This window comes from Saccharibacillus sp. O23, assembly GCF_002205895.1.
In the GTDB taxonomy this organism is placed as follows: Bacteria; Bacillota; Bacilli; order Paenibacillales; family Paenibacillaceae; genus Saccharibacillus.
In genome coordinates this window covers 452,519-475,476 of the sequence record NZ_NJDE01000003.1, presented here as the reverse complement: position 1 = coordinate 475,476, position 22,958 = coordinate 452,519, and the positions used below count along the sequence as shown (strand labels likewise).

Annotated in this window: 20 protein-coding genes; 9 read left to right on the top strand and 11 right to left on the bottom strand. The window is 55.0% G+C overall.

Annotation, left to right across the window (positions count from 1 at the left end):
• Window positions 1-6 precede the first annotated feature (6 nt).
• Together CDO73_RS06030 and rsgA are read right to left on the bottom strand one after the other, a co-directional pair.
• On the bottom strand, window positions 7-1,044 hold the full coding sequence (locus CDO73_RS06030) for a phosphotransferase family protein (protein WP_256972582.1): 1,038 nt from the start codon (window positions 1,042-1,044) through the stop codon (window positions 7-9).
• A complete protein-coding gene (rsgA, locus tag CDO73_RS06025; protein WP_088487589.1) occupies window positions 1,041-2,111 on the bottom strand; it encodes a ribosome small subunit-dependent GTPase A in 1,071 nt (356 codons plus the stop codon). Before rsgA ends, CDO73_RS06030 begins: the two co-directional genes overlap by 4 nt.
• 482 nt (window positions 2,112-2,593) lie before the next feature.
• On the opposite strand from rsgA, the gene CDO73_RS06020 reads away from it, so the two are divergent.
• Window positions 2,594-3,505 carry an NAD-dependent epimerase/dehydratase family protein gene (locus CDO73_RS06020; protein WP_088487588.1) on the top strand — a complete coding sequence of 304 codons (912 nt, stop codon included), beginning with the start codon at window positions 2,594-2,596 and terminating at the stop codon, window positions 3,503-3,505.
• A 145-nt stretch (window positions 3,506-3,650) separates the two neighbouring features.
• A complete protein-coding gene (locus tag CDO73_RS06015) occupies window positions 3,651-4,568 on the top strand; it encodes an AraC family transcriptional regulator (RefSeq protein ID WP_088487587.1) in 918 nt (305 codons plus the stop codon).
• Between the two features lie 152 nt (window positions 4,569-4,720).
• Here the strand turns inward: CDO73_RS06015 and CDO73_RS06010 are convergent, their stop codons facing one another.
• A complete protein-coding gene (locus tag CDO73_RS06010; RefSeq protein WP_088487586.1) occupies window positions 4,721-5,272 on the bottom strand; it encodes a GNAT family N-acetyltransferase in 552 nt (183 codons plus the stop codon).
• Window positions 5,273-5,300: 28 nt separating this feature from the next.
• Window positions 5,301-6,515, bottom strand: coding sequence for a DUF418 domain-containing protein (locus tag CDO73_RS06005; protein WP_088487585.1), 1,215 nt, complete (start codon window positions 6,513-6,515; stop codon window positions 5,301-5,303).
• 110 nt (window positions 6,516-6,625) lie between these two features.
• On the opposite strand from CDO73_RS06005, the gene CDO73_RS06000 reads away from it, so the two are divergent.
• The gene (locus tag CDO73_RS06000) at window positions 6,626-7,942 is read left to right on the top strand and encodes a HAMP domain-containing sensor histidine kinase (protein ID WP_256972581.1); all 1,317 of its coding nucleotides are present in this window, start codon (window positions 6,626-6,628) and stop codon (window positions 7,940-7,942) included.
• A gap of 45 nt (window positions 7,943-7,987) precedes the next feature.
• Window positions 7,988-8,683, top strand: coding sequence for a response regulator transcription factor (locus CDO73_RS05995; protein WP_088487583.1), 696 nt, complete (start codon window positions 7,988-7,990; stop codon window positions 8,681-8,683).
• 80 nt (window positions 8,684-8,763) lie between these two features.
• On the opposite strand, the gene CDO73_RS05990 is transcribed toward CDO73_RS05995, so the two are convergent.
• From CDO73_RS05990 to CDO73_RS05980, 3 genes are all read right to left on the bottom strand, one after another.
• Window positions 8,764-9,510 carry an SDR family NAD(P)-dependent oxidoreductase gene (locus CDO73_RS05990; RefSeq protein WP_088487582.1) on the bottom strand — a complete coding sequence of 249 codons (747 nt, stop codon included), beginning with the start codon at window positions 9,508-9,510 and terminating at the stop codon, window positions 8,764-8,766.
• Window positions 9,511-9,642: 132 nt separating this feature from the next.
• Window positions 9,643-10,350: a Crp/Fnr family transcriptional regulator gene (locus tag CDO73_RS05985; RefSeq protein WP_088487581.1), complete on the bottom strand. Its 708-nt coding sequence runs from the start codon at window positions 10,348-10,350 to the stop codon at window positions 9,643-9,645.
• Window positions 10,351-10,484: 134 nt separating this feature from the next.
• Window positions 10,485-11,576, bottom strand: coding sequence for a GntR family transcriptional regulator (locus tag CDO73_RS05980; RefSeq protein ID WP_088487580.1), 1,092 nt, complete (start codon window positions 11,574-11,576; stop codon window positions 10,485-10,487).
• Between the two features lie 274 nt (window positions 11,577-11,850).
• On the opposite strand from CDO73_RS05980, the gene CDO73_RS05975 reads away from it, so the two are divergent.
• The 3 genes from CDO73_RS05975 to araA are packed head-to-tail and all read left to right on the top strand — an operon-like array spanning window position 11,851 to window position 15,625.
• Window positions 11,851-13,452 carry a xylulokinase gene (locus CDO73_RS05975; protein ID WP_088487579.1) on the top strand — a complete coding sequence of 534 codons (1,602 nt, stop codon included), beginning with the start codon at window positions 11,851-11,853 and terminating at the stop codon, window positions 13,450-13,452.
• Between the two features lie 17 nt (window positions 13,453-13,469).
• Complete coding sequence (locus CDO73_RS05970; protein WP_088487578.1) at window positions 13,470-14,165, top strand: L-ribulose-5-phosphate 4-epimerase; 696 nt, start codon at window positions 13,470-13,472, stop codon at window positions 14,163-14,165.
• A 41-nt stretch (window positions 14,166-14,206) separates the two neighbouring features.
• Window positions 14,207-15,625, top strand: a complete 1,419-nt coding sequence (araA, locus tag CDO73_RS05965) for an L-arabinose isomerase (protein ID WP_179218600.1) — start codon at window positions 14,207-14,209, stop codon at window positions 15,623-15,625.
• A gap of 125 nt (window positions 15,626-15,750) precedes the next feature.
• On the opposite strand, the gene CDO73_RS05960 is transcribed toward araA, so the two are convergent.
• The 3 genes from CDO73_RS05960 to licT all read right to left on the bottom strand — a co-directional run bounded on the left by CDO73_RS05960 (window position 15,751) and on the right by licT (window position 20,066).
• On the bottom strand, window positions 15,751-17,208 hold the full coding sequence (locus CDO73_RS05960; protein ID WP_088487577.1) for a glycoside hydrolase family 1 protein: 1,458 nt from the start codon (window positions 17,206-17,208) through the stop codon (window positions 15,751-15,753).
• Window positions 17,209-17,214: 6 nt separating this feature from the next.
• Window positions 17,215-19,077 carry a beta-glucoside-specific PTS transporter subunit IIABC gene (locus tag CDO73_RS05955; protein ID WP_088487576.1) on the bottom strand — a complete coding sequence of 621 codons (1,863 nt, stop codon included), beginning with the start codon at window positions 19,075-19,077 and terminating at the stop codon, window positions 17,215-17,217.
• 149 nt (window positions 19,078-19,226) lie between these two features.
• Entirely contained in the window at window positions 19,227-20,066 is an 840-nt protein-coding gene (licT, locus tag CDO73_RS05950) for a BglG family transcription antiterminator LicT (RefSeq protein ID WP_088487575.1), read from the bottom strand.
• Window positions 20,067-20,294: 228 nt separating this feature from the next.
• Between licT and cysC the strand changes: the two genes are divergently transcribed.
• Complete coding sequence (cysC, locus tag CDO73_RS05945) at window positions 20,295-20,852, top strand: adenylyl-sulfate kinase (protein WP_088487574.1); 558 nt, start codon at window positions 20,295-20,297, stop codon at window positions 20,850-20,852.
• On the opposite strand, the gene CDO73_RS05940 is transcribed toward cysC, so the two are convergent.
• Entirely contained in the window at window positions 20,836-22,107 is a 1,272-nt protein-coding gene (locus CDO73_RS05940) for a glycosyltransferase (RefSeq protein WP_088487573.1), read from the bottom strand. The genes cysC and CDO73_RS05940 overlap by 17 nt on opposite strands.
• A 121-nt stretch (window positions 22,108-22,228) precedes the next feature.
• On the opposite strand from CDO73_RS05940, the gene CDO73_RS05935 reads away from it, so the two are divergent.
• Window positions 22,229-22,795, top strand: a complete 567-nt coding sequence (locus CDO73_RS05935) for a TetR/AcrR family transcriptional regulator (protein WP_218821613.1) — start codon at window positions 22,229-22,231, stop codon at window positions 22,793-22,795.
• Window positions 22,796-22,958 lie beyond the last annotated feature (163 nt).

Below are 22,958 nucleotides of genomic sequence, written 5' to 3'. Positions count from 1 at the left end.
AATCCGTCAGTTCGGCGCAAAATCGTTTTTCATCGCATAAATGCTCTCCAGCGTGCGAACGGCGAGCTGTTTGTCTCGCTCGTCTTCGCTATGCAGATAACTCTCGATCAGCCGATATCCGAACACGATCAAGATCATCTCGTAGACGCAGTCGTCTTCGATATAAGGAATCTGCGCTTGCTCGGCGAACGCTCGATGATAAGCAGGCACGCAGCGCCGGTAATAGTCGACCATTTGAGCGGGATCGGTCTCGTCCGCGATCAGACTGGCGAGGTCTTCGCCGGGGTAGCCCCAGCCCGCCGTATCCCAATCGATCAGCCGGATTTTTCCGTCCGCATAGATCAGATTGGTCGACCAGAAATCGCGATGGCAGAGTACGAGCGGCAGACTTTCGATACGCGCGAAAATCTCGTCCGAATGCGCGTCGATCTCGATCATCATTCCGCTCAGATGCCGCGGCAGCTCGCATTCTTCCGAACGGATATAATCGTGAACGACCGGCCAAGAGCGATAATGCAGGTACGTTTTTTTCATCAAATCGGAGGTGCTGAGATTGGTCAGACGATCCAGTACGGTCGGCCGTTCCCGATACAGCTTGCCTTGATAACGTCCCCATTCCAGCGCGACCTGCTCGTACGTCTCCGGTGTCAGATTCGTTCCGGATACGCCGTCGGCATATTCCAGCCATAGACGGAATTCGTCCGTGTCGTCGTTCATCTCGGCGAGGTAACACACCGGCCAGCGCACGCCGCCCGAGAACGTCTCGGCCAGATCCGAAGCATAGAGATCGTACTCGCGCCGCCAAGAATTCGGGTCGCCGTAACGTTCCCATTTCTTCTGGATTTTGAGCACGATGCGATAAGGCAGCTTCCGTCCGTCCGCCGCGTCGGCGATTCCGGTTAACAGATATACGCTCGCGATCGTTCCGCCTTGCAGAGTCGTCTCCTGATAATCGGCATCTACAACCTCGGTCTGAAGCTGCCGGCTCAAAGCCCCGTGCAGCATTTTGGCATTTACGTTCAAGATTTCGGGTTTCGCGCTCATTTTCGCACTCCGTTCTTTTTCGCTATTTTGCTGCGCAGGATGGCCTTTTTGTGATAGGCGTTTTTTTCGATCAGATAGCTCGTTCGGTTCTGCACGTATCGGCTCTCCTGCTGCTGCACTCGGTAACGCTGCCAGCGTTCTTCGGTCAGCGAACCGTCGGCCAGCGCGGCGCGAACGGCGCAGCCCGGCTCGGTCTCGTGGCGGCAGTCCGAGAAACGGCACTGCGCGAACAAGCCTTCCACGTCGGCGAAGCTGGCGCGGATCCCTTCTTCGGCGTCGAAAAGTCCGAGTTCGCGCATCCCCGGCGTGTCTATGACCATCGCGCCGGAAGGAAGCTTGAACAGTTGGCGGTGCGTGGTCGTATGCCGGCCGCGGCTGTCGGTTTCCCGGATACCCTGCACTTTCATCACGTCCTGTTGCATCAGCGCATTCAGCAGAGAGGATTTGCCGACGCCGGACATGCCTAGAAAGACGACCGTACGTCCCGGTTGCAGATAGCGTTCGAGCTCGCTTAAGCCCAGTCCCGAATGGCTGGAGATCGCATGGGCGGGCACGTCGGGAATACTGTCGGCGACTTCCGCCAGCGGGCGTTCGCGATCGGCAGCCAGATCCGCTTTGGTCAGAATGATCACGGGCTGTCCGCCGCTCTGCTTGGCCTGCGTCACGTAGCGCAGAATGCGGTCGACGTTGAAATCCAGATTCAGCGAAGAAAGAATGAACACGTAATCGAAATTGGTTGCGACGACTTGTTCCAGCAGCGTTTTGGCGTAGCCCGCGGCATGTCCGGAATAGTCGGCGCGCGAGAATTTGGAACGCCGAGGCCGTACTTCGACGATCTGCGAAGAGCCGTATTCGTTAGGACGCAAATGTACGAAATCGCCGACGCAAGGGAAGTCCGCGCGCGTTTCGGTTTGATGGTAGAAAGAACCTTTGAGTACCGCCGTCGTTTCGCCCCGTTCGGTCATGACGGTAAACGAGTCGCGGCGCGATTCGGTGACCCGGCCGGGAATCAGGCCTTCGGGTACGGGTTCGGTTTCGAGATATCCGTAAGTCTTCAAGTTCGTCATATGAGTGGGAATTAGCTCCTTTTGAGTTGTTTTTGGACGCAAAAATGCCGCGGACAAGCAGCCTCCGAAGAAGCTGCTGTCACGCGGCATAAGAACGCCGAAAAGACGCGATCTGTTATCGCATCTTCGTAAACAGCCATATTCACGAAAGGTTACCGGAGAAGGCACAGCAAAGATGACGGACGCGGTCCGCGACTTTTTCGCTGATGCCGATTATTCGGTTTTAGGACGGAACCACCTGATAAGCAGCTGCCATTACAATCCTCTCCCTTCGTGTGTAAGGAACTCGCTAGGGCCTAATCTAGAACCCAGCTTTTTCTAACATAGTCGGTTTTCCGGGACAGGTCAATACGTCTTTGCCGAAACGCTTTCATCGAATCGAATCTTTGATCAAGTGCCCGGAGCTCTTCAACCTTTACAGGGCATGCCGTCTGTTATAACGTTTGCTTGGTAAGCTGTAACAAACAAGAAGGAGGATACATATGAGACTTCGCAATAAAACCGTGCTTGTCACCGGCGTCTCCGGCACGTTGGGCGACAAGATTGCCGAAGCTTGCGTCACGGAAGGCGCCCGGGTCAAAGGACTGATCCGCGGCGAGCAGCAGACTTCGATCTGTACGCGGCTCGGCATCGAGCCGGTCATCGGCGATCTGAACGATCGCGAGACGCTCGAACAAGCGCTGCAGGATGTAGACTTCGTTATCCACGCCGCCGCTTATCTGGGCGGGGACCAAGCGATCGCCGAAGAAACGAATATCCGCGGCGTGCAGACGCTGGCGAACGCGGCCCGTGCCGCTGATGTCGAACGTTTCGTGCAGATCTCGACCGTATCGGTCTACGGCCATTTCGACGGAGCCGTCGAGCTGGACGAATCCCGAGAGTTGGCGTTCGGCCATTCCGATGTCTATGTCTCCACCAAAAGCGAATCCGAACGCATTCTGCGGCAGGCGGAAGCCGAAGGGCTGCCGATCGTCATCCTGCGCCCGGGCCTGATCTCCGCCGAAGAAAATTCTCATTGGGGCGACAAACTGGTCGCCAAGCTCGCCGAAGCGGAAAAAGTCGACTGGCTCCACCCCGACGATCTGGCTCCGTGGGTGCATGCGGAGAACGCAGCCGAGATGTGCGTGTTGGCCGCGACTCGTCCGGCGTCAGTCGGTCAAGCGTACAATGCTATCGACGGCAATTATCCGGAAAGTCAATTCGGCCTGCGTATTCTGCGGGCGCTGAATAAACAGCCGATCATTCCCGGCGGCGATCCGATCTTGACGGCTTACAGCCATAGCAAGATCGTCGACGAGTTGGGTTATCGCCCGGTTCGCACGTTCGAAGAAACGATGGCCGCGCTCGAAGAACAAGCTCGCCTGCGGACCTCTGAACAATCTGAGAACACTTGATTTTGCAGTACGAAGAAAAACCTTTCGCATCCCACGAAAGGTTTTTCTTTTGCCCATACACTCGAATAGCAAACCGGGAACAAACATCGATCCCGGGCGTCGTTATAATAAAGTCAACCGTACGGGGAAAGGGCGTGGCCGACCCTTGAATTACAGCGCAGACATGCATCGCAGCATCGAATATGTCGAAGTCCATATCGGAGAAGAGCTCACCACCGAACGGATCGCCCGGCATGCCGGCTATTCGTTGTATCATTTTTGCCGCGTGTTTCAGGCTTGCATGGGTCTGACGGTGATGGAATATGTGCGCAAAAGGAGGCTGTCGCTCGCTTCGACGAAGCTTTCTTCCGGCCGCCGCTTGATCGACATCGCGACGGATTACGGCTTCGAGACGCAGAGCGGATTTGCCAAGTCGTTCCGCAAAGAGTTCGGGTACAGCTCGACGCAGTATGCCGAGCGAATGATCGCGGTCCGCGATTATATCGCCAGCAATTCCGATTTCATCGATACGGGAGGTTTATCCATGATTCCTCAAATCGTATCCCGACCTGCTTTTACCGCAGTCGGTTACGGCATCCCGACCCATATTTCGGACGGCCGTTTTACCCGAGATATTGCCGCTTTTTGGAATCGTTACGACACGAACGGATGGGAAGAGAAGCTGTATAACCAACTCAACCCGCCCAAACACGGAGAAGTCGGTATTTGCGTGCCGGATTCCCGCGATCAAGACAGCCTGATCTACTTGTTCGGAGTGATCGTGGAAAACAAGACTCGGGTGACGCTCGACATGATGACGCTGGAAGTGCCGGCCGCCACATACGCCGTATTCACGACGCCGCCCGTCGACGTGACCGCCGGAGGCCGGAACGGGCGGGAGAATCAGGAAGATTTCCCTCAAGCGATTCGGCGGACGTGGACGTATATTTTCCGCGAATGGTTCGCGGAGAGTGGTTACGAGTACGACGAATCGAAGCTCGACTTCGAGTTCTACGACGAACGGTGTCACTTCCGCGCCGATACACTGATGGATATTTACGTCCCGGTCATCGCCAAGTCTTGATTTTCGCATGAACATAAAAAAGCCGCAATTGGCTGTTATCATCCCCTGCAAGCAAACACGCTTTTCCTAAGAGGATCCGAAGGAAAAGCGTGGGCTTGAAGGGGGTTTTGCTATGCGTTCCCGAAAGTCTATTTTCAACTTGAACGCCGCGTCTATTTACTCATGACCTTCTCGAATCTGAAAAAGTCTTCGTCGCCGGGAAAAAGACTTTGATCGTCATCGCCGCGCTCGTGCTCATGCGGATCGGCATGATATTTGTTGTAGAACTCGACGATATGGAACCCGCATTTATTCACGTAGAAATGAATATTTCGTTTTTCGAAATAAGGAGTGACGGTCTCCCAGACCTTGGTATCCGGATACCGGGCTTCGATCGCCTGCCACGCGGCAGCGCCGATCCCCGAACCGTGATGCGCCGGCGATACATAAAACAGTTCGAGAGAGTTACGATGCGTCTCGCTGTCGATCCGCACGACGACGCCTCCTACGTTATCGCCGTTTTGAAGAATCCGATAAACGGCCGAACCCGAAGCGTTCAACGATTCGTCAATATCCCGGTCGGGCGGAATGGGTTCATTGTCGACCTTGCCGAACGTCTCGACTATGGCCACGGCAAATGCTTCCTGCAAGTTCTTTTTAAACGCCGACACGTCGGACGTTTCCAGCGGAACCAGAGTGATTGGCGATTCTTTTGGCGTATTCATGATTAAAGACTCCTTCTTTTCCGGATTTTTACCGAACCGATTCTCCGATCGATGGCGATATCGTTTGGGGATTCGGTTTGACTTTGCCATAGGTGAGCTTGCGCCATACGAATTCCATCGGTCCGTATTTGAACTTTTTCAACCAGAACGTACTGAATAGAGTGAGCGCCGCGTACACGGCAAAGGAAATCGCCAACGTTCCGATCGGCTCAATTCGCTCGGACAGGTTCAATCCGTATCCCAGCAGCACCCATGTGCCGATGATCGAGTGCAATAGGTAACAGGTCAGCGACATCCGCCCGACCTTGGTGAAGATCATCAATCCTTTTTGCGCTCCGGAAACGTACAGCAGCATAGCCAGCGTGCTCATATAGAACATGCTGCCGGTCAAGCCGCCCATTTGCGTCACGACGCCCGACAGTTCCATCGCGATGCGGTTATCGTACGAAATCCCCGCCGTAAGCAGTGAAACGCCCTCTGTGAAGGCAAAAGCGATCGTGCTGATGATCCAGATCCTTGTCCAGAGTCGTTTTTTCGCGAACATGTCTTTGAAGAAATCCACTTTAACAAAATATACGCCCAGCAAATACATGAGAAACATCGAATAGACGGTGGAAAAAGAACTGGCGAACATGGCCTTCATATCCAACCATCTCGCCCCGATCGAGCTGAAGTACGTGAGGCTGCTGTTGTGGCTGGACAGCACGAAGTCCGCAAAATCTGTCATACCGGAAGATTGCGCGCTGATCGACTGATAGAACAAGTTGATCACGGGAAGCAGCAATTGAAAAGCAATCAGCGCGATGATCCAGCGAAGAATCGTTTGCGGCCGGCATTTATAAAAAGCGAGCAATAAAAATCCGGTCAACGCGTAAAAAGCCAAAATATCGCCGACCCACACCAACGTGACATGCAGGACGCCGAATCCCAAAAGCACCGTCAGTCTACGGGCAAAAAGTCGGTTTGGATGTCGGACCCGGGTCAATGCGCGATTCATGAAAATCATAAAGCCGACGCCGAACAAGAAAGAAAACAACGTTACGAACTTGCCTTCGGCGAATTGGGACACCAGATTGCGAACGGTACCTCCCGATTCCATATCGACCCCTTTGGCCGAATCCACCATCAGAAAATAATTAACGACAATGATGCCCAGCATCGCGAATCCGCGCACGATATCCAGAAAGTGTATCCGTTCTTGCAGGCTCATCGGCTGCGCTAGGCTTTCTTTTTGCCTATTCATCTCAAGCCTCCTCAGAATGATCATTGATCCTTACGCTGGATAATATAAAGAGCAAATCTTAACCGTTTATGAAGACTGCAAGAAAATTTCGACGAGAAGAGGGAAAGAGTGTGAAGCGGCACGATAATCAATCCGGACTCACCCGCAAATTAATCCTGCTGATCGCGATCGCCCTGCTGGCAAGCGGCATCTTGTTCGCGGCGCTGCAAAAAATCACGAACGGCCTGATCGAAGAGTATCTGAATTCGGACGAATATTACGAAAAAGAATCGACCCAGTATATCGAGAAATTTCGTCGCTACGTGTCTTCGAACGACTTGTCGGTATCGGATCGCCGAGCGTTCGAGCAGTGGGCGAAAAAAGAAAACGATATTCTGCTGACGATATCCCGGAACGGAATTCTTCAATTCGATTCCGCGTATTCTCCGGCGGACGAGGCGGCTTATGGCAAAGAAAAGGTATCCCGATTCCATCAGACCCATGCGCTTCCGATTCGATTCAGCGACGGCCAAGCACAGGTGAGGATCGACGGGTTCTATTCTTCCCGCTATTTCGGTCTGGCGTTCGCGTTCGAGCTGCTCGGCGCGACTGCGGTTTTTTTGCTTATCGTTTTGGCGGGCATACGACGGAGCTTGAGTTATTTGAAAAGAATCCATCAAGAGATTCATATTCTCGAAGGCGGCGAATTGGATTACGAAATGACGATAAAAGGCGACGACGAGCTGGCGAGGATCGGGCAGAGCATCGAAGGGCTGAGAAAAGCATTTTTGGATAAACTGAAAGCGATCGAAACCTTGCAGCAGGAAAGTCGCGACCTGGTGACCGAAATCTCGCACGATATGCGTACGCCGCTGACTTCGCTGATCATGTATTTGGAGTTCGCCAAAAAGCAGCGGAGCGAATCGCCCGTCGGCGAGCAAGCGGGATACGTGGAGCATGCTTACCGCAAAGCTTTGCAATTAAAAACGATGTCGGACAATTTGTTCGCGTATTTTTTGCTGGACAAAGAGGTGGAAGCCGAGTTGGAGTCGGTGGCGGTAAAAGAAGTGATTTACGATCTGATGTCGGACCAGATCGCCGTTTTGCGTCGGGAGCATTTTCGGGTTCAAATATCGGGCGCACTGCCGGAAACGTATATTCAAGCGAATATGGAAGAGCTGGGACGCGTGTTCGACAACCTGATGTCCAATCTGCTGAAATACGCCGATCCGGCGCAAGAGATCCGAGTCGCGTTCGCCTCTAGTCCGGAGATCTTCGAGATCCGGATTCGAAACGCGATCAAAGAACCAAACGCGACGATCGAAAGCAGCCGGCTCGGCGAACGAAGCATTGCGCGCATGATGAATCGGATGCAGGCGCAGTTCGAAAGTACCCGTGAACATAACGAATACTTGACGCTGCTAAGATTCGGTAACATCCGAAGATAAGTCGTCCACGTGGAAAAGAAGGATGAAGAAGCGAAGGAGGATACGATGAACAATCGGATTTTGCTTGTGGAAGACGATCGGGAAATTCGGGATTTGCTGAAATGGTCTCTTGCCGGTCAAGGATACGAGGTCATTACGGCGGCAAACGGAGAACAAGCGCTTGAGGTCGTGGACGATTCGATCGATTTAATCGTGCTCGATATCGCGATGCCGGGTCTTTCGGGAATCGGAACCTGTATACGGATCAGGGAACGATTTCATATGCCGATCTTGTTTTTGACCGCCAAATCCGGCACGCTCGACAAAGCGGAAGGCTTATTGGCCGGCGGCGACGATTATCTTACCAAGCCTTTTGCTGAACGGGAACTCCATGCCAGGATCGTGGCTTTATTACGCAGGTACACGATCTATCCGGACAAAAAGACGGACGGCGAAACCTTTCTGACGGCGGGCAACCTGAAAGTAAGCGAATCTTTTAACGAAGTCTGGAAAGGCGGCCGAAAAATCGAGCTGTCCGAACTGGAATACGGGATTCTGAAACTGTTGATGGGCAGACGCACTAAGATTTTCCCGGCGCAAAACATTTACGAAAGCGTCTGGGAGCAGCCTTATTTTTACGACTCGAATAATACGGTCATGGTGCATATCCGTAAATTACGCAAAAAAATCGAAGACGATCCGGCAAACCCGACGTACATTTTGACGGAATGGGGCAGAGGATATCGGTTCGGCAGAGCATGATTTTCGTTCGAACGTCGAAAAAGCTGCGCCCCATTCGGGACGCAGCTTTTCGATATTCTCGCACTGAGCGACTACGAAGCTCAGACCTGCGCCAGACCGCCGTCCACGAAGAGTTCGGCGCCGTTCACGTAGCTGCTGTCGTCCGAAGCGAGGAACAGCACCGCTTCGGCAATCTCCGTCGTCTGACCCAGACGGCTCAGCGGCACGGTCGTCTTCGCCGATTCCAGCACCTCGCCAAGCGCTTCGCCAAACAGCTCGTCGTAAGCCGGCGTATAGACGGTGCCCGGACTGACGACGTTGATGCGGATGCCGGTCCCTTTGAGATCGACGATCCAGTTCCGCGCCATCTGGCGAACCGCCGCTTTGCTCGCTCCGTACACGCTGAAAGCCGGATCGCCCATCGCGCCTGCCGTCGAGCCGGTCAACACGATCGCGCCTTTTTGATCCGGGAACAGCGGCAGCGCTTTTTGAACGGTGAACAGCGTGCCTTTGACATTGACGTCGAACGTCTTCCGGTACTGCTCTTCCGTAATCTGCCCCAGAGGAAGCAGGCTGCCGAGTCCGGCATTCGCGAACAAGACGTCCAGATGTCCTTTTTCCCGTTTTACCGTGTCGAACAATCTGTCCAGATCTTCCAAGTTGGAGACGTCGCCTTGAACGCCGGTCACCCGTTCGCCGATGAGTTCAACGGCTTTGTCCAGCTCGCTTTGTCTGCGTCCGGTAATAAAGACGTGAGCGCCTTCCGATACGAAACGCTGCGCCGTCGTCAGTCCGATTCCGCTCGTTCCTCCGGTGATCACGACTACTTTTCCTTCGAATTTTCCCATATCGATAAGCCTCCCGCGTAATGAATAGTGGAATGTTTCTTTCGATATTCATCTTAATTCCGGGGGAGCCGTTCGACCGTAATGTAGATTACGAAGCGTCGAAAAGACGTCGGGAGGCGAGCGATCGGGCGATCAAACGAGTGCTTGCCTCATTTCGGATAAATCGATCGTGATCGTTTTGCGACCGGTGGTCAGAATGCCTTCGTTGGCCAGTTCTTTCAGCGCGAGCGATACCGCTTCTCTCGTGGCTCCGACGATATCGGCCAACTCCTGATGGGTGAGAGGAAGCGTGACTTCGTCGTGTTCGTTTCCGTCTGCGGCGAATTTGCCGATCAATCGGTTCAAGAAGTACAGCAATTTGCCGCGCAGATCGCCGAACACCAGATGTTCCACCCACTCGCCCTGCACGCGCAGGTTTCGGCTGATTTCCGATAAGAAAACCAACGACAGCTCGGGATATTTGCGCAAAAAAGGTTCGAACCGTTCCGCCGGTATAAACGCGATCGTCGAGGCTTGCATCGTTTCCGCGTAACTTCCGACCTCCCCCAGAGCGAACGTGTCGACTTCGCCGAACACGCTGCCTTCGTTCTGAATGCAGACCGTATGCTGTTTGCCGTCCGCATTGATTTTGTAGAAGCGAAGCCGGCCGGCAAGCAGCAGAAACAAGCCTTTTCTGGCGTCGTCGGGCGTCTGGAAAATCGAATGGGCGCCGACCTGATACGTATAGGCAGGGGCAATCGCTTGCCGAATGTCGTCGAGAGCTTCCGCAGGCAAGGATTCGAACAGTTTGATTTTCGGCAGCCATTCGTCAATCGTTTCCGGCGTTACGTGATGAGCCATGAGATCCTCCTTCTGCGCGTTCGCGATGTTTTTCTTTATTCCCGATTATATAGCATCTTCCGCATTTGTTCTCCGCCTGCGAAAACGCAAAAAAACCGCTTCGCTCTCGCGAAGGGTTCTTTTATGCAGCCCGCTTACTCCACTTCGATCACTTTCACCGTCTCGCCTTCCACCAACGCCGGCTGATAATACGTTTTGTCAGGCAGGTCCTTTTTCCCTTGCAGCCGTTTGATCACCCAGTCCGCCGCGTCGCGGCCCATCTGTTCCTGCGGGTGCGTGAGCGTGGTGAGCTGGATATTCGCGTTCTTCGCGATATACGAGTTGTCTTGGCAGACGATCGACAGATCGTCCGGGATCGCGATTCCGAGCTTGCGGCAGACGTTGACGACTTCCAGCCCGACCTCGTCGTTGTAGCAGACCAGCGCCGTCAGTTCGTCCCGGTTTTCCGTCAGATAGGTTTCCAGATTCGCGGATAAGTCCGGTTTGCTGTCCGTATCGAACGCCAGAACATGTTCATGTTGGAAGCGCAGTTTGTTTTCGCCGAGCGCTTTGATGAAGCCTTTCATGCGGAACTTCCCTTGCAGATCGTCCATTTTGGCGATGATGCCGATCTGGGTATGGCCTTTGCCGATCAGCTCGCGGGTGGCGAGATAGCTCGACTGCACGTCGTCCAGACAGAAGAACGGCACTTCCAGTTCCTCGTAGTAGGCGTTGATCATCGTGAAAGGCACTTCTTGTTCCTTAAACGACAAGTAATATGCGATATTCGGATTGTAGACGTTGCTGCGGGTCGGCTCGACGATCAGGCCGTCCACGCCGTAGGAGAGCATCATCTCCAGCGCTTTGCGTTCTTGGGCGATGTCGTTATTCGTACTGGCGAGCAGCAGCGAATAGTTGTCTTCGTTCAGCCGGCCTTCGATGCCCCGAATGATGGACGGGAAAATATAGTCCGAGATGTACGTGGTAATGACGCCGATCGTCTTATTGCCGGATTTGGAACCGGATTTCGAACGATATTGGCTGCTGACGTACGTGCCGGAACCGCGTTCGCTGCGCAGAAAACCTTCGTTCGACAGTTCCAACAGCGCTTTGCGCACCGTCTGGCGGCTGACGTCGTAGGTTTCTTGCAGCACCAATTCCGACGGGATCTTCTCGCCGGGTTTGTAAGTTCCCGAGAGAATATGGCTTCTTATATCTTCAATGATGAGCTGATATTTGGGTTTCACGGCATTCACTTCTTTCCTTGTCACTGGAGAAAGTTGTACGTACACATCTTAGCACGGAAATACCGTAAAGCAAACGAAATCAACCTTTTGATACGCGATGACAGTATAACTAAGTTGTATCGTTGACAAATGTACGTACAAAAAATATACTGGAGCTGTCAGTTGTTGAAACCGCATTCTTTCGTGCCGAATCTCCGAGTTGTCTCGTCAATCGACCGACTGAAGCGGAAGCCGTTCGTATAGCAAGCAGCTTGGGAAGGGGATAGATGGGATCATGAGTCATGAAGATTTCAGAGCCGCGATTACCGAAGGCAAAGCCGCGCTCGGTATCGAATTCGGATCGACGCGCATCAAGGCAGTGCTGATCGACAGCTGCTTCGAGACGATCGCTTCGGGCAGTTACGAATGGGAGAACCAGTTAAAAGACGGATATTGGACGTACGATCGCGAGGAGATCATCAACGGTCTTCAAGCCGCTTACCGCGAGTTGAAGCAGGAAGTCGACCGCCAGTACGGCGTGAAGCTGCAAACGGTCGGTTCGATCGGTTTCTCGGCGATGATGCACGGTTATATGGCGTTCGACAAACAGGGCGAACTGTTGGTGCCGTTCCGCACTTGGCGCAACTCGACGACCGGCCAAGCCGCGAAGGCGCTGACGGATCTGTTCCAATTCAATATTCCCGAACGCTGGACGATCGCCCATCTCTATCAGGCGATCCTCGGCGGAGAGGAGCATGTGCCGAACCTCGATCACGTGACGACGCTGGCCGGGTATATCCACTGGCTGTTGACCGGGGAGAAAGCAATCGGCGTCGGCGACGCGTCCGGCGTTTTTCCGATCGAAGAATCGAGCCGTACGTATCATCCGGCGATGGTGAAGCAGTTCGACGAATTGATCGCAGATAAAGGGTATGCGTGGACGCTGGAAAGCCTGCTGCCTAAAGTGTACGTCGCCGGCGAACAAGCCGGAACGCTGACCGCCGAAGGCGCGAAGCTGCTCGACCCGGATGGCGATCTGGCCGCCGGCATTCCGCTCTGCCCGCCGGAAGGCGATGCCGGGACGGGCATGGTCGCGACGAACAGCGTCAAGAAACGCACCGGCAACGTATCGGTCGGCACGTCCGTGTTCGCGATGATCGTGCTCGAACACGAATTGTCCAAGCTGTATCCGGAGATCGACATGGTGACGACGCCGGACGGCAGCCCGGTCGCGATGGTGCACGCCAACAACTGCTCCAGCGATCTGAACGCGTGGATGGGCTTGTTCCGCGAATTCGCGCAGGCGATGGGCTACGAAGCCGATTCCGGCAAACTGTTCGGCGTGCTGCTGAGCAAAGCGCTCGAAGCCGACCCGGACGCCGGCGGCCTGATGAGCTACGGCTATCTGTCGGGCGAGAATATCACCGGACTCGAAGAAGGACGGCCGCTGTTCGTGCGTTCGCCGGAGAGCCGTTTCAACCTCGCGAACTTCATGCGCACGCATCTGTTCAGCGCGTTCGGCGCGCTCAAGATCGGCATGGATATCTTGACCGAGAACGAACAGGTCGCGATCGACAGCCTGCTCGGCCACGGCGGTCTGTTCAAGACGCCGGTCGTCGGACAGAAAGCGTTGGCCGCCGCGCTGAACGTGCCGGTCTCGGTCATGTCCACCGCCGGCGAAGGCGGAGCATGGGGCATGGCTCTGCTGGCTTCTTACATGAGCAATAAATCGGAAGGCGAGAGTCTGGACCGGTTCCTCGGCGAACAGGTATTCAAAGATGTCGAAGGTACGGAGATCGCGCCGGACGCTGCGGATGTCGAAGGTTTCCGCGTCTTCGTCGAGCGCTACAAGGCGGGACTTGCGATCGAGCAGGCCGCCGTCGACCATCTGAAATAGAACAGGAGTGAACCGCATTGTTAGAACAGCTTAAGCAGGAAGTGTATGAAGCGAATCTGGAACTGCCGAAACACGGATTGGTCAAGTTTACTTGGGGCAACGCCAGCGCGGTCGATCGGGAGAGCGGATTGTTCGTCATCAAACCGAGCGGCGTGGACTACGAGAAAATGAAGCCGAGCGACATGGTCGTCGTCGACTTCGACGGCAACGTGGTGGAAGGCGAGATGCGTCCTTCTTCCGACACGCCGACGCACGCCGTGCTGTACAAGCATTATCCGCAGATCGGCGGCATCGTGCATACCCACTCGACGTGGGCGACCATCTGGGCGCAGGCGGGTCTGGACGTTCCGGTGATGGGCACGACGCACGCGGACACGTTCTACGGAGCGGTTCCTTGCGCGCGTTTCCTGACTCAAGACGAGATCGACCGCGGCTACGAAGCGGAGACGGGACATGTCATCATCGAGACGTTCGAGAAACTCGGCGTGGATATCATGGCGATTCCCGCCGTGCTGCTGCAAGGCCACGCGCCGTTCACTTGGGGCAAAGACGTCAAGTCGGCGGTCGTGAACAGCGTCGTCTTGGAAGAAGTCTGCAAGATGAACCTGTACGCGCGCCAACTGAACCATTTTGCCAAAGAACTGCCGCAGGGCATTCTCGATAAACATTATCTGCGCAAACACGGCAAAGACGCTTACTACGGACAGAAATAACGGATTCAACAAATCACGATCGCGAAAAGAGGATGATTCCCATGACAGCAGAAAAACAATTTTGGTTCGTCGTCGGCTCCCAGCATCTCTACGGCGAAGAAGCGCTCGGCGAAGTCAAAGCGCACGCGCAGCAGATGGTCGACAGCTTGAACAACAGCGGCGTGCTGCCTTACCCGCTCGTGCTGCAGGATCTGGCCGTCACGGCGGACAAGATTACCAGCATCATGAAAGAAGTCAACTACCGCGACGAAGTCGCCGGCATCGTCACTTGGATGCACACGTTCTCGCCGGCGAAGATGTGGATTCGCGGCACGAAGCTGCTCCAGAAGCCGCTGCTGCATTTGGCGACGCAGTATAACGAGAGCATTCCGTGGGCGACGATCGACATGGACTTCATGAACTTGAACCAAGCCGCGCACGGCGACCGCGAATACGGCTTCATCAACGCCCGCCTCAAAAAGCAAAACAAAATCGTCGTCGGCTACTGGGAACGCCCGGAAGTGCAGCAGCAGATCGCGGACTGGATGGACGTGGCCGTCGCGTTCAACGAAAGCTTCAATATCAAGGTTGCCCGTTTCGGCGACAACATGCGCAACGTCGGCGTTACCGAAGGCGACAAAGTCGAAGCGCAGATCCAATTCGGCTGGACCGTGGACTACTACGGCATCGGCGATCTGGTGGAATACGTGAACGCCGTGACCGAGCAGGAGATCGACGCGCTGATGGCGGAATACGCCGATCAATACGATTTCGATTACGGTTTGTACGACAAAGAAGCTTGGGAAGCGAGCGTTCGCGTTCAAGCGGGCTACGAGATCGCGCTCAAGCGTTTCATGGACGAAAAAGGCTACAACGCGTTCACGTCCAACTTCGAAGACCTGCACGGCATGAAGCAGCTTCCGGGTCTGGCCGTGCAGCGCCTGATGGCGCAAGGCTACGGCTTCGCGGGCGAAGGCGACTGGAAAACGGCCGCGCTCGACCGTCTGCTCAAAGTGATGAGCCGTCATCAGAACACGGGCTTCATGGAAGACTACACGTACGAGATGGCGACCGGCCGCGAAGCGATCCTGCAATCGCATATGCTGGAAGTCGATCCTTCGCTGGCGAGCAGCAAGCCGAAGATTCTCGTCGCTCCGCTCGGCATCGGCGGCAAAGAAGATCCGGCCCGTCTGGTGTTCGACGGCAAAGCGGGCGACGGCGTCGTCGTCTCGATGGCCGATATGGGCACGCACTACAAGCTGCTGATCAACGAAGTGACGGCGTTCGAACCGACGGAAGCCGCTCCGAACCTTCCGGTCGCGCGCGTCCTCTGGACCGTGAAGCCGAACTTCCAAGACGGGGTGAAAGCTTGGATCGAGAACGGCGGCGGCCACCACACGGTCGTATCGCTGAACCTGACGACCGATCAGATCGTGACTTACGCCAAATTGGTGAACCTCGATTACGTCGTGATCAAATAAGAAGCGACCTCTTACCCTCAGCGCCGAATTCAAAAAACCGTTTCTCCGATGACCGGCGGATGCCGGCTCGGGAAACGGTTTTTTTGCGAAAAATGCAGTACGGTTCGTGGAAATGCGAAGCGATCCTAATCCAAGTCGGCTCCGTTCGAAGCGATCACTTTTTTGTACCAGTCGAAGCTTTTCTTTTTGCTTCTTTTCAGCGTGCCTTTGCCGTCGTTGTCTTTGTCCACGTAGACGAACCCGTAACGCTTCGCCATCTCGCCGGTCGAAGCGCTGACGATATCGATGCAGCCCCAAGCCGTATACGCGATCAGGTTGACGCCGTCGCGTACCGCTTCTCTCATCTGTTCGATATGGTCCCGCAAAAAGTCGATCCGGTACGTATCTTGAATCGAGCCGTCCGCTTCGACGGTGTCTACGGCGCCGAGGCCGTTCTCGACGACCATGACCGGAATCCGGTAGCGGTCGTAGACATGGTTCAATACGTAGCGCAGACCGACAGGGTCGATCTGCCATCCCCAATCGTTGGCTTTCAGATAAGGGTTCTTGAATCCGCCGAATACGTTGCCCGGCGTCTCGTCGCCTTCCGGGCGCGTGCCGACCACGTGGGATTTGTAGTAACTGAAGCTGTAGAAGTCGACGCGGCCTTGTTTTAACGTTTCTTTGTCTCCGTCTTCCATATGGATGCGAATTCCGTTCCGTTCGAAATAATTCTCGGCGAACTCGGGATATTCGCCCCGGACATGCACGTCTCCGCACAGCATATTGTTCATTTGGTCTTTCTGAAGAGCGGTCAGCATGTCTTCCGGCCGGCAGGTGCTGCCGTAGCCGCAGCTGTAGTTGATCATGCAGCCGACACGGAATTCCGGATCGATCTCGTGAGCAAGCTTGACGGCCCGGGCGCTTGCGACCAATTGATGATGCAGCGCTTGGAATCTCAACTGCGTGCTGTCGACGGCCGTATTGTTGAACAAGCCGCTGTCGTCGACCAAGAGCGCGCCGGCCAGGAATGCGCCTGCCGGAACCACCAAGCTGTTGATCTCGTTGAACGTGATCCAGTATTTGACCGTTCCTTTGTAGCGTTCGAACAAAGTCTTGCAGTAACGAACGTAGCAGTCGATCGTCTCGCGGGACGCCCAGCCGTTGAACTTCTCGGTCAGCGCGAACGGAGCTTCGTAGTGCGAGATCGTCACGATCGGTTCGATGCCGTGCTTGTTCAATTCGGCAAACACGTTGTCGTAGAATCGAAGACCGGCTTCGTTCGGCTCGGCATCGTCGCCGTTCGGGAAGATTCTCGACCACGCGATCGACATTCTGAAGCAGGTAAAGCCCATTTCCGCGAACAATTCGATGTCTTCCCGGTAGCGATGGTAGAAATCCACGGCTTCGTGCGAAGGATAATGAACGCCTTCTTCGATATAACGGCTGATGCGTCTCGGAATCGTATGGGTGCCTCCGGTCATCATGTCCGCGGTGCTGGCTTTTTTGCCGTCCGCATTCCATGCGCCTTCGTATTGGTTGGCGGCCGTGGCTCCTCCCCACATGAAAGTGCTCGGGAATCCTTTTGTCGAGTTCATATCCATGCCTCCTTAGATGATTTTGATCAGGCTGTCGCCGATCGCGACTTCCGGTTTGTCGGTATTCAGCACGTCGACGAAGCGATCGGAGTTCGTCACGATGATCGGGGTAGTCAGATCGTATCCTTTTTCCGCGATCGCTTCCGCATCGAATTCGATCAGCAGATCGCCGGCCCGAACCGGATCGCCTTCCTGTACATGCACGTCGAAATGTTCGCCTTTGAGCTTGACGGTGTTCATGCCGATATGGATCAGCAGCTCGGCGCCGTCGCTCGAATGGATGCCGATCGCGTGCCGGGTCGGGAAGACGGCGGTCACGATGCCGTTGACGGGCGAAGCGAGCGTGCCCGAAGAAGGACGGACCGCGATCCCTTTGCCCATCGCTCCGCTCGCGAACGCTTCGTCTTTGATGCTCGACAGCGCCTGAACGCTTCCTTGCAGCGGGGAGCGGATCAGACCGCCGGGAAGCGTCTCGCTTTCGACCGTCGTAGGGACCTCTTGCTTGACGGGTTTCGAAGGGTTCTCCGTCGGTACGTCTTCGAAACCGAGAATCAGCGTCAGCACGAACGTGACGACGAAGCTGATGACGCAGGCGATCGCCGCATGCATCAGGTTAAACGGATTTTCGGTGATGAACGCGGGCAGCGTAGCCAGCCCCGCGATGCCGAGAGCCGAACGGACGACGCCGAACAGTCCCATATAGACCCCGCCGACCACGCCGCCGATCACGACCGCGATCAGCGGCTTTTTCAACCGCAGATTGACGCCGAACAGAGCCGGCTCGGTGATGCCGAGCAGGGCGGTCACGCCCGTGGACGAAGCGATCTGTCTGAACGATTTGTTGCGCGTCTTGACCGCGATCGCCAGCGCGGCCGCGCCTTGAGCAATATTGTGCACGATCATGCCGGGGCCGATGATGCTGTCCGTCTTGGTGGTCGCGTAAGCGGTCAAGACGACCGGAGCCAAGCTGTAATGCATGCCGGTCAGAATCAGGAACGGGAACGCTCCGCCGATAATGCCGGACAGCAGCCAACCCGCGTGCGTATTGACGAAGGTAACGGCCGAAGCCAGATAGTTGCCGACGATCGCGCCGAGCGGTCCGAGGACGATCAAGGTCAGAGGCGCCATCACGATCAAGATGATCAGCGGCTTCAGGATCGATTTGACGACGGACGGCGAGTATTTCTCCGCGAATCGTTCGACGTAAGACATGATCCAGACGGCCAGAATGATCGGGATCACCGAAGACGAGTAGGTGGCCGGAGTGACCGGCAGCGCCAAGAAGGAGATCGGTTCGCCTTTGGCCATCAGCGCGGCGAAGTTCGGATGCAGCAGAACGCCCGCTACCGCCAGCGACAAGCCGACGTTGGTCTTGAATTTGATCGCCGCGCTCCAAGCGAGCAGCATCGGCAGGAAATAATAAGCCGAGTCGCCGATAAACGTCATGATCGTATCGAATTGGCTGCCGGCTTCGACCAGATGCAGCGATTTCAGGATCAGCAGAACCGCTTTGATCATGGCGCAGCCGATCATGGCCGGAAGGATCGGCGTGAAGATGCCCGAGATCGTGTCCAATACCGTCGCTACTTTTCCTTTTTTCTCGGAAGATTCGCCGTCCGAGGCGGAAGCGAAGCTGCCGAGCTGCGTCAATGCCTTATGCACTCTGCCGACCTCGTTGCCGATAATGACTTGAAACTGCCCGCCGCCGCTGGCTACGCCGAGCACGCCGTCGACATTTTTGAGCGCTTCTTTGTCGGCTTTGCCTTCGTCTTTGAGATTGAAGCGAAGCCGGGTGGCGCAGTGCGTCAAGCCGTCGACGTTCTTCGCGCCGCCTATGCGTTCCAGAATGTCGGCCGCTGTTTTGTCGTAATTCATAAATTCCCCTCCTATGCGCTTTGAACAAAAAAAGACCTAGAGTCCCGTCGCGCGCGGATAACGCTCCATGCGCGACGGGGCTCTAGGTCTTGCCTGCTTAACCAGTAACAATCCTAGTCTATTCATTATGGGTTATGGGAAACGCGGGATCAGTCGTTTTTCTCGCTGATCACTCTTCGGATATGCACGGTCAGGTACACGAGTTCTTCGTCCGTCAGTTCTTTGCCGTAATCGACCCGGATCAACTGCGCGATTCGGAGACTGCACGCGTATTCCGACGGATAGTTTTCTTTGATCATATTCACGAAATTGCTGTCGTTGCTTTGCAGCGCGGCGTTGTTGAACAATCGGTAAGCGAAAAATTTCAAATGGGTAACCAACCGCGTATAATGCAGCGAACTTTCGTTGAAATCCGTTTTGAATTCATAGCGGATGATGCTCAGCACCTTGTACATCAGCTCGGTGATCTTCATGGTGTTTTCCATTTCCGAGCCCAATTCGGCGTTCACGATATGCAGCGCGATGAAACCGGCTTCGTCTTCGGGCAGCGAAATATCGAACTCCCGATTGATCATGTCGAGCGCTTTCAAAGCGATCCGGAACTCGGGGGCGTAGAAGGTCTTGATCTCCCACAGCAGCGCGTTGTTGAAATCCATGCCCTGTTTATACCGCGCTACGGCGAAGTTGATATGGTCGGTCAGCGTCAGATAGATGTTTTCGTTCAATTCTTTGTTCAAGTTTTCTTTGGCGTATTGAATGATGCTGTCGGACACGCGCATGTATTCCATCGGAATTTGCGCCAGCAGAGCGTACAATTTCCCCGTTACGTTTTTGGATTTCAGGAAAAACTCTTTTTCGACTTTGCTTTTATCGACGTCATCCCCTTTTTTCTTCTGAAAACCAATGCCGCTGCCCAGAAGCATCATTTCTTGACGTCTTTCGTTAGTGGCGCAGATGACATTATTGTTGATGATTCGCGTGATTTTCATAGAAATCTCCTTTAAAAACGAAGCGTTAACGAAATATGGGAATAAAAAAAGACCCCTAATTACACCCCCATCGCATCTGAAAAAATGCGTGCGCGCATAATCATCGGTCTTGCCTGCTGATCAGTAACAATCCTGATTGTATCCATTATTCGATTAGTTACGTTTATCTTAGTTTACGGGTTGCTTTCTGTCAATGCTAGAATAGGGAAGGACGAGAGGAGGTTCGGAATGATCGAAAGAACAGAATGGGAAAAACGAAACGGGCATCGGGGAAAAGTGTTATGGTTTACCGGTCTATCCGGCGCGGGCAAGTCGACGCTGGCCGCGACCGCGGAAAAAGAGCTGTTCGATCGCGGGATCCGCTGCGTGGTGCTGGACGGGGATCAGCTCCGCTCGGGCATCAATCGCGGTCTCGGGTTCACGGACGAAGACCGGCAGGAGAATCTTCGCCGCGCGTCCGAGATCGCCGCTCTTTTTCTGAACGTCGGATTCGTGGTGTTGGTCGCGATGATCTCGCCTTCGGCGCAGGCCCGCAGCTTGGTCAGACGGCGCTTCGCGCCGGAAGAATATGCCGAAGTCTACGTCAAATGCCCGGTGGACGTATGCGAACGGCGCGACCCCAAAGGGCTGTACCGCAAAGCGAGAGCCGGCTTGATCCCGCAGTTCACCGGGATCGACTCGGTCTACGAACCGCCTGCGGAAGCGGAACTTACGATCGACACCGAATCGTTTTCCGAAAAGGAGAGCATCGGACTTCTCGTGGATTACATCATCGGGCCGCAGTAACAGAGTCCTTGCGGCCGCCAAGCCGAGCGATCACTGCCGCGCAGGCCCGCGCTCCGTTCTCCGAAGCGATCCGGCTGCCCAATTCCCGGGCCTTCGCTTCTACTCCGGGCTGCGTCGCATAGCGGATCGCTTCGGCCAGACGATCGGCCGTCAGCTGCTTGAACGGAAGCGCGGGAGCGCCTACGCCCAGATCGTAAGCCCGATGCGCCCAAGCGAATTGATCGTTGGCGAAAGGCACGATCAAGCTCGGAACGCCCGCGCGGAATCCTTCCGCCGTCGTTCCCGCGCCGCCGTGATGACAGACGGCCGCCGTCCGGCGGAACAGCCAAGAATGAGGGATATTGTCGACGGCGATCACCGTGTCGGGCAGATCTTCGAGCGCCCCCAAGCCGCTGATGATGCCCCGCTTGCCGCTCTGTTCCAGCGCGTCGACGATCAGCTCGGCGATCTCGTTCTTGCGGTCTTTCGGCGATACGCTGCCGAATCCGACGTATACCGGCTTGTCGCCGGAAGCGAGGAAATCCGCCAATTCCTGCGGAGGCACGTAGTCCTGCGGTTCTTCCAAGAACCAATACCCTTGTTGGTGGACGTTCGGGTTCCAATCGTTCGGCCGCTCGAACACATGGCTGCTGCATGCGACGAAGGCCGGCTGTTCGGGACGGTCATGGCGTTCGTAAGGTTTGCCGAAGCCTGCCGGAGTACCGCCGAACTGCTGCTTCCAGAAGCTTTTGACGGAACTGCCCGAAGCCATCCAGAGCATGCTTTGCAGCATGGAGTGGCTCGAACGATTGCGGCGCGGCGAAGATTTGGAACGTCCGTAGCGAACGACCGACGGATAGGCCCGAGTCTTGTGCAGAGGAAAAGGGGAGGCGAGAACGGCCGGAATGCCGAGCTGCTTCGCCGCGAAGTAGCCCAGCGTCACCCCCGGATGATAGACGATCAGTTCGCTGCCGACGCAGGCGTCGTAGAATTCCCGGGTCATGTAGATGCCGTATTTCTTCATCTTATTGAAAGCAAGCAGCATCTTAAGCGGATTGTCTGCCGAACCGGCCTGCTTGAGCAGTTCGGGATCGACTTGAAGCGACTCGATGTCGGCTTGCAGCGGATAATAATCCACGTCGAAGCTCCGTACGAAAAGCTCGAACTCCCGACTTCCGGCGATTCGCACGGTTTTTCCTTGTTTTTGCAGTTCCAGAGCCAGAGCGACATAAGGTTGGAAATCGCCGCGCGAACCTGCGCATAGAATCGTAATCATGGACATCACGCTCCTCTTTTCTTATCCGACGACGCGTTGTATAGTCCTAGCATATCCGGCCGTTTCGAGGCCATCAACCGACAATGCGGCAGCGAATGTCGGATTTCCGGAGGTGCTGCGAGTGAACAAACAGTCCGAAACCAAGGTGCAGACCCGGCAGAACTTGATCGACGCATTCTGGTCGCTGTATGTGAACAAACGGATCGAGAAGATTACCGTCAAAGAGATCACGCAGAAAGCCGGGTACAACCGGAGCACCTTCTACGAATATTTTATCGACGTGTACGACATGCTGGAACAGATCGAGCAGGCTCTGATTCCGACGCTGGAAGAGATGCCGCCGATTCGCTTCGAAGAGCGGCAGATCGGAATGCCGATGGAAGCTTTTCTGGAACTGTACGAACGGAACCGCAAGTATTATGCCGTGCTGCTCGGCGAGAACGGAGATCCGGCTTTCGTCGGCAAGCTCAAAGCGTCCGTCAAGCCGATCCTTCGCCAAACTTTCGGCGATGCGGCGAAAGCGGAAGGCGAGAAGTTCGAATACATGCTGGAATATGTGCTGTCGGCGATGATCGGCATGATGAGTTTCTGGCTCAATCGCGAGCAGCCGATGGATTCGGAAGACCTCATGGCCTTGTTGAGCGAGCTGACGGAGAAAGGCGTCATTCAGCGGTTGAGAACAGAATAGACGGCATAACCTTTCGGCGAAGCGCTTCGCGTTCTGCAAAGCCGTCAACCTCGGACACTTCCAACGAAGTGTCCTTTTTGCTTTTTTTATAGGAAGGACATGAATGGTTTTTGTACTGATTTTCCTATTAAACGCATTCATTAAAATCGCGATAATAATCGAG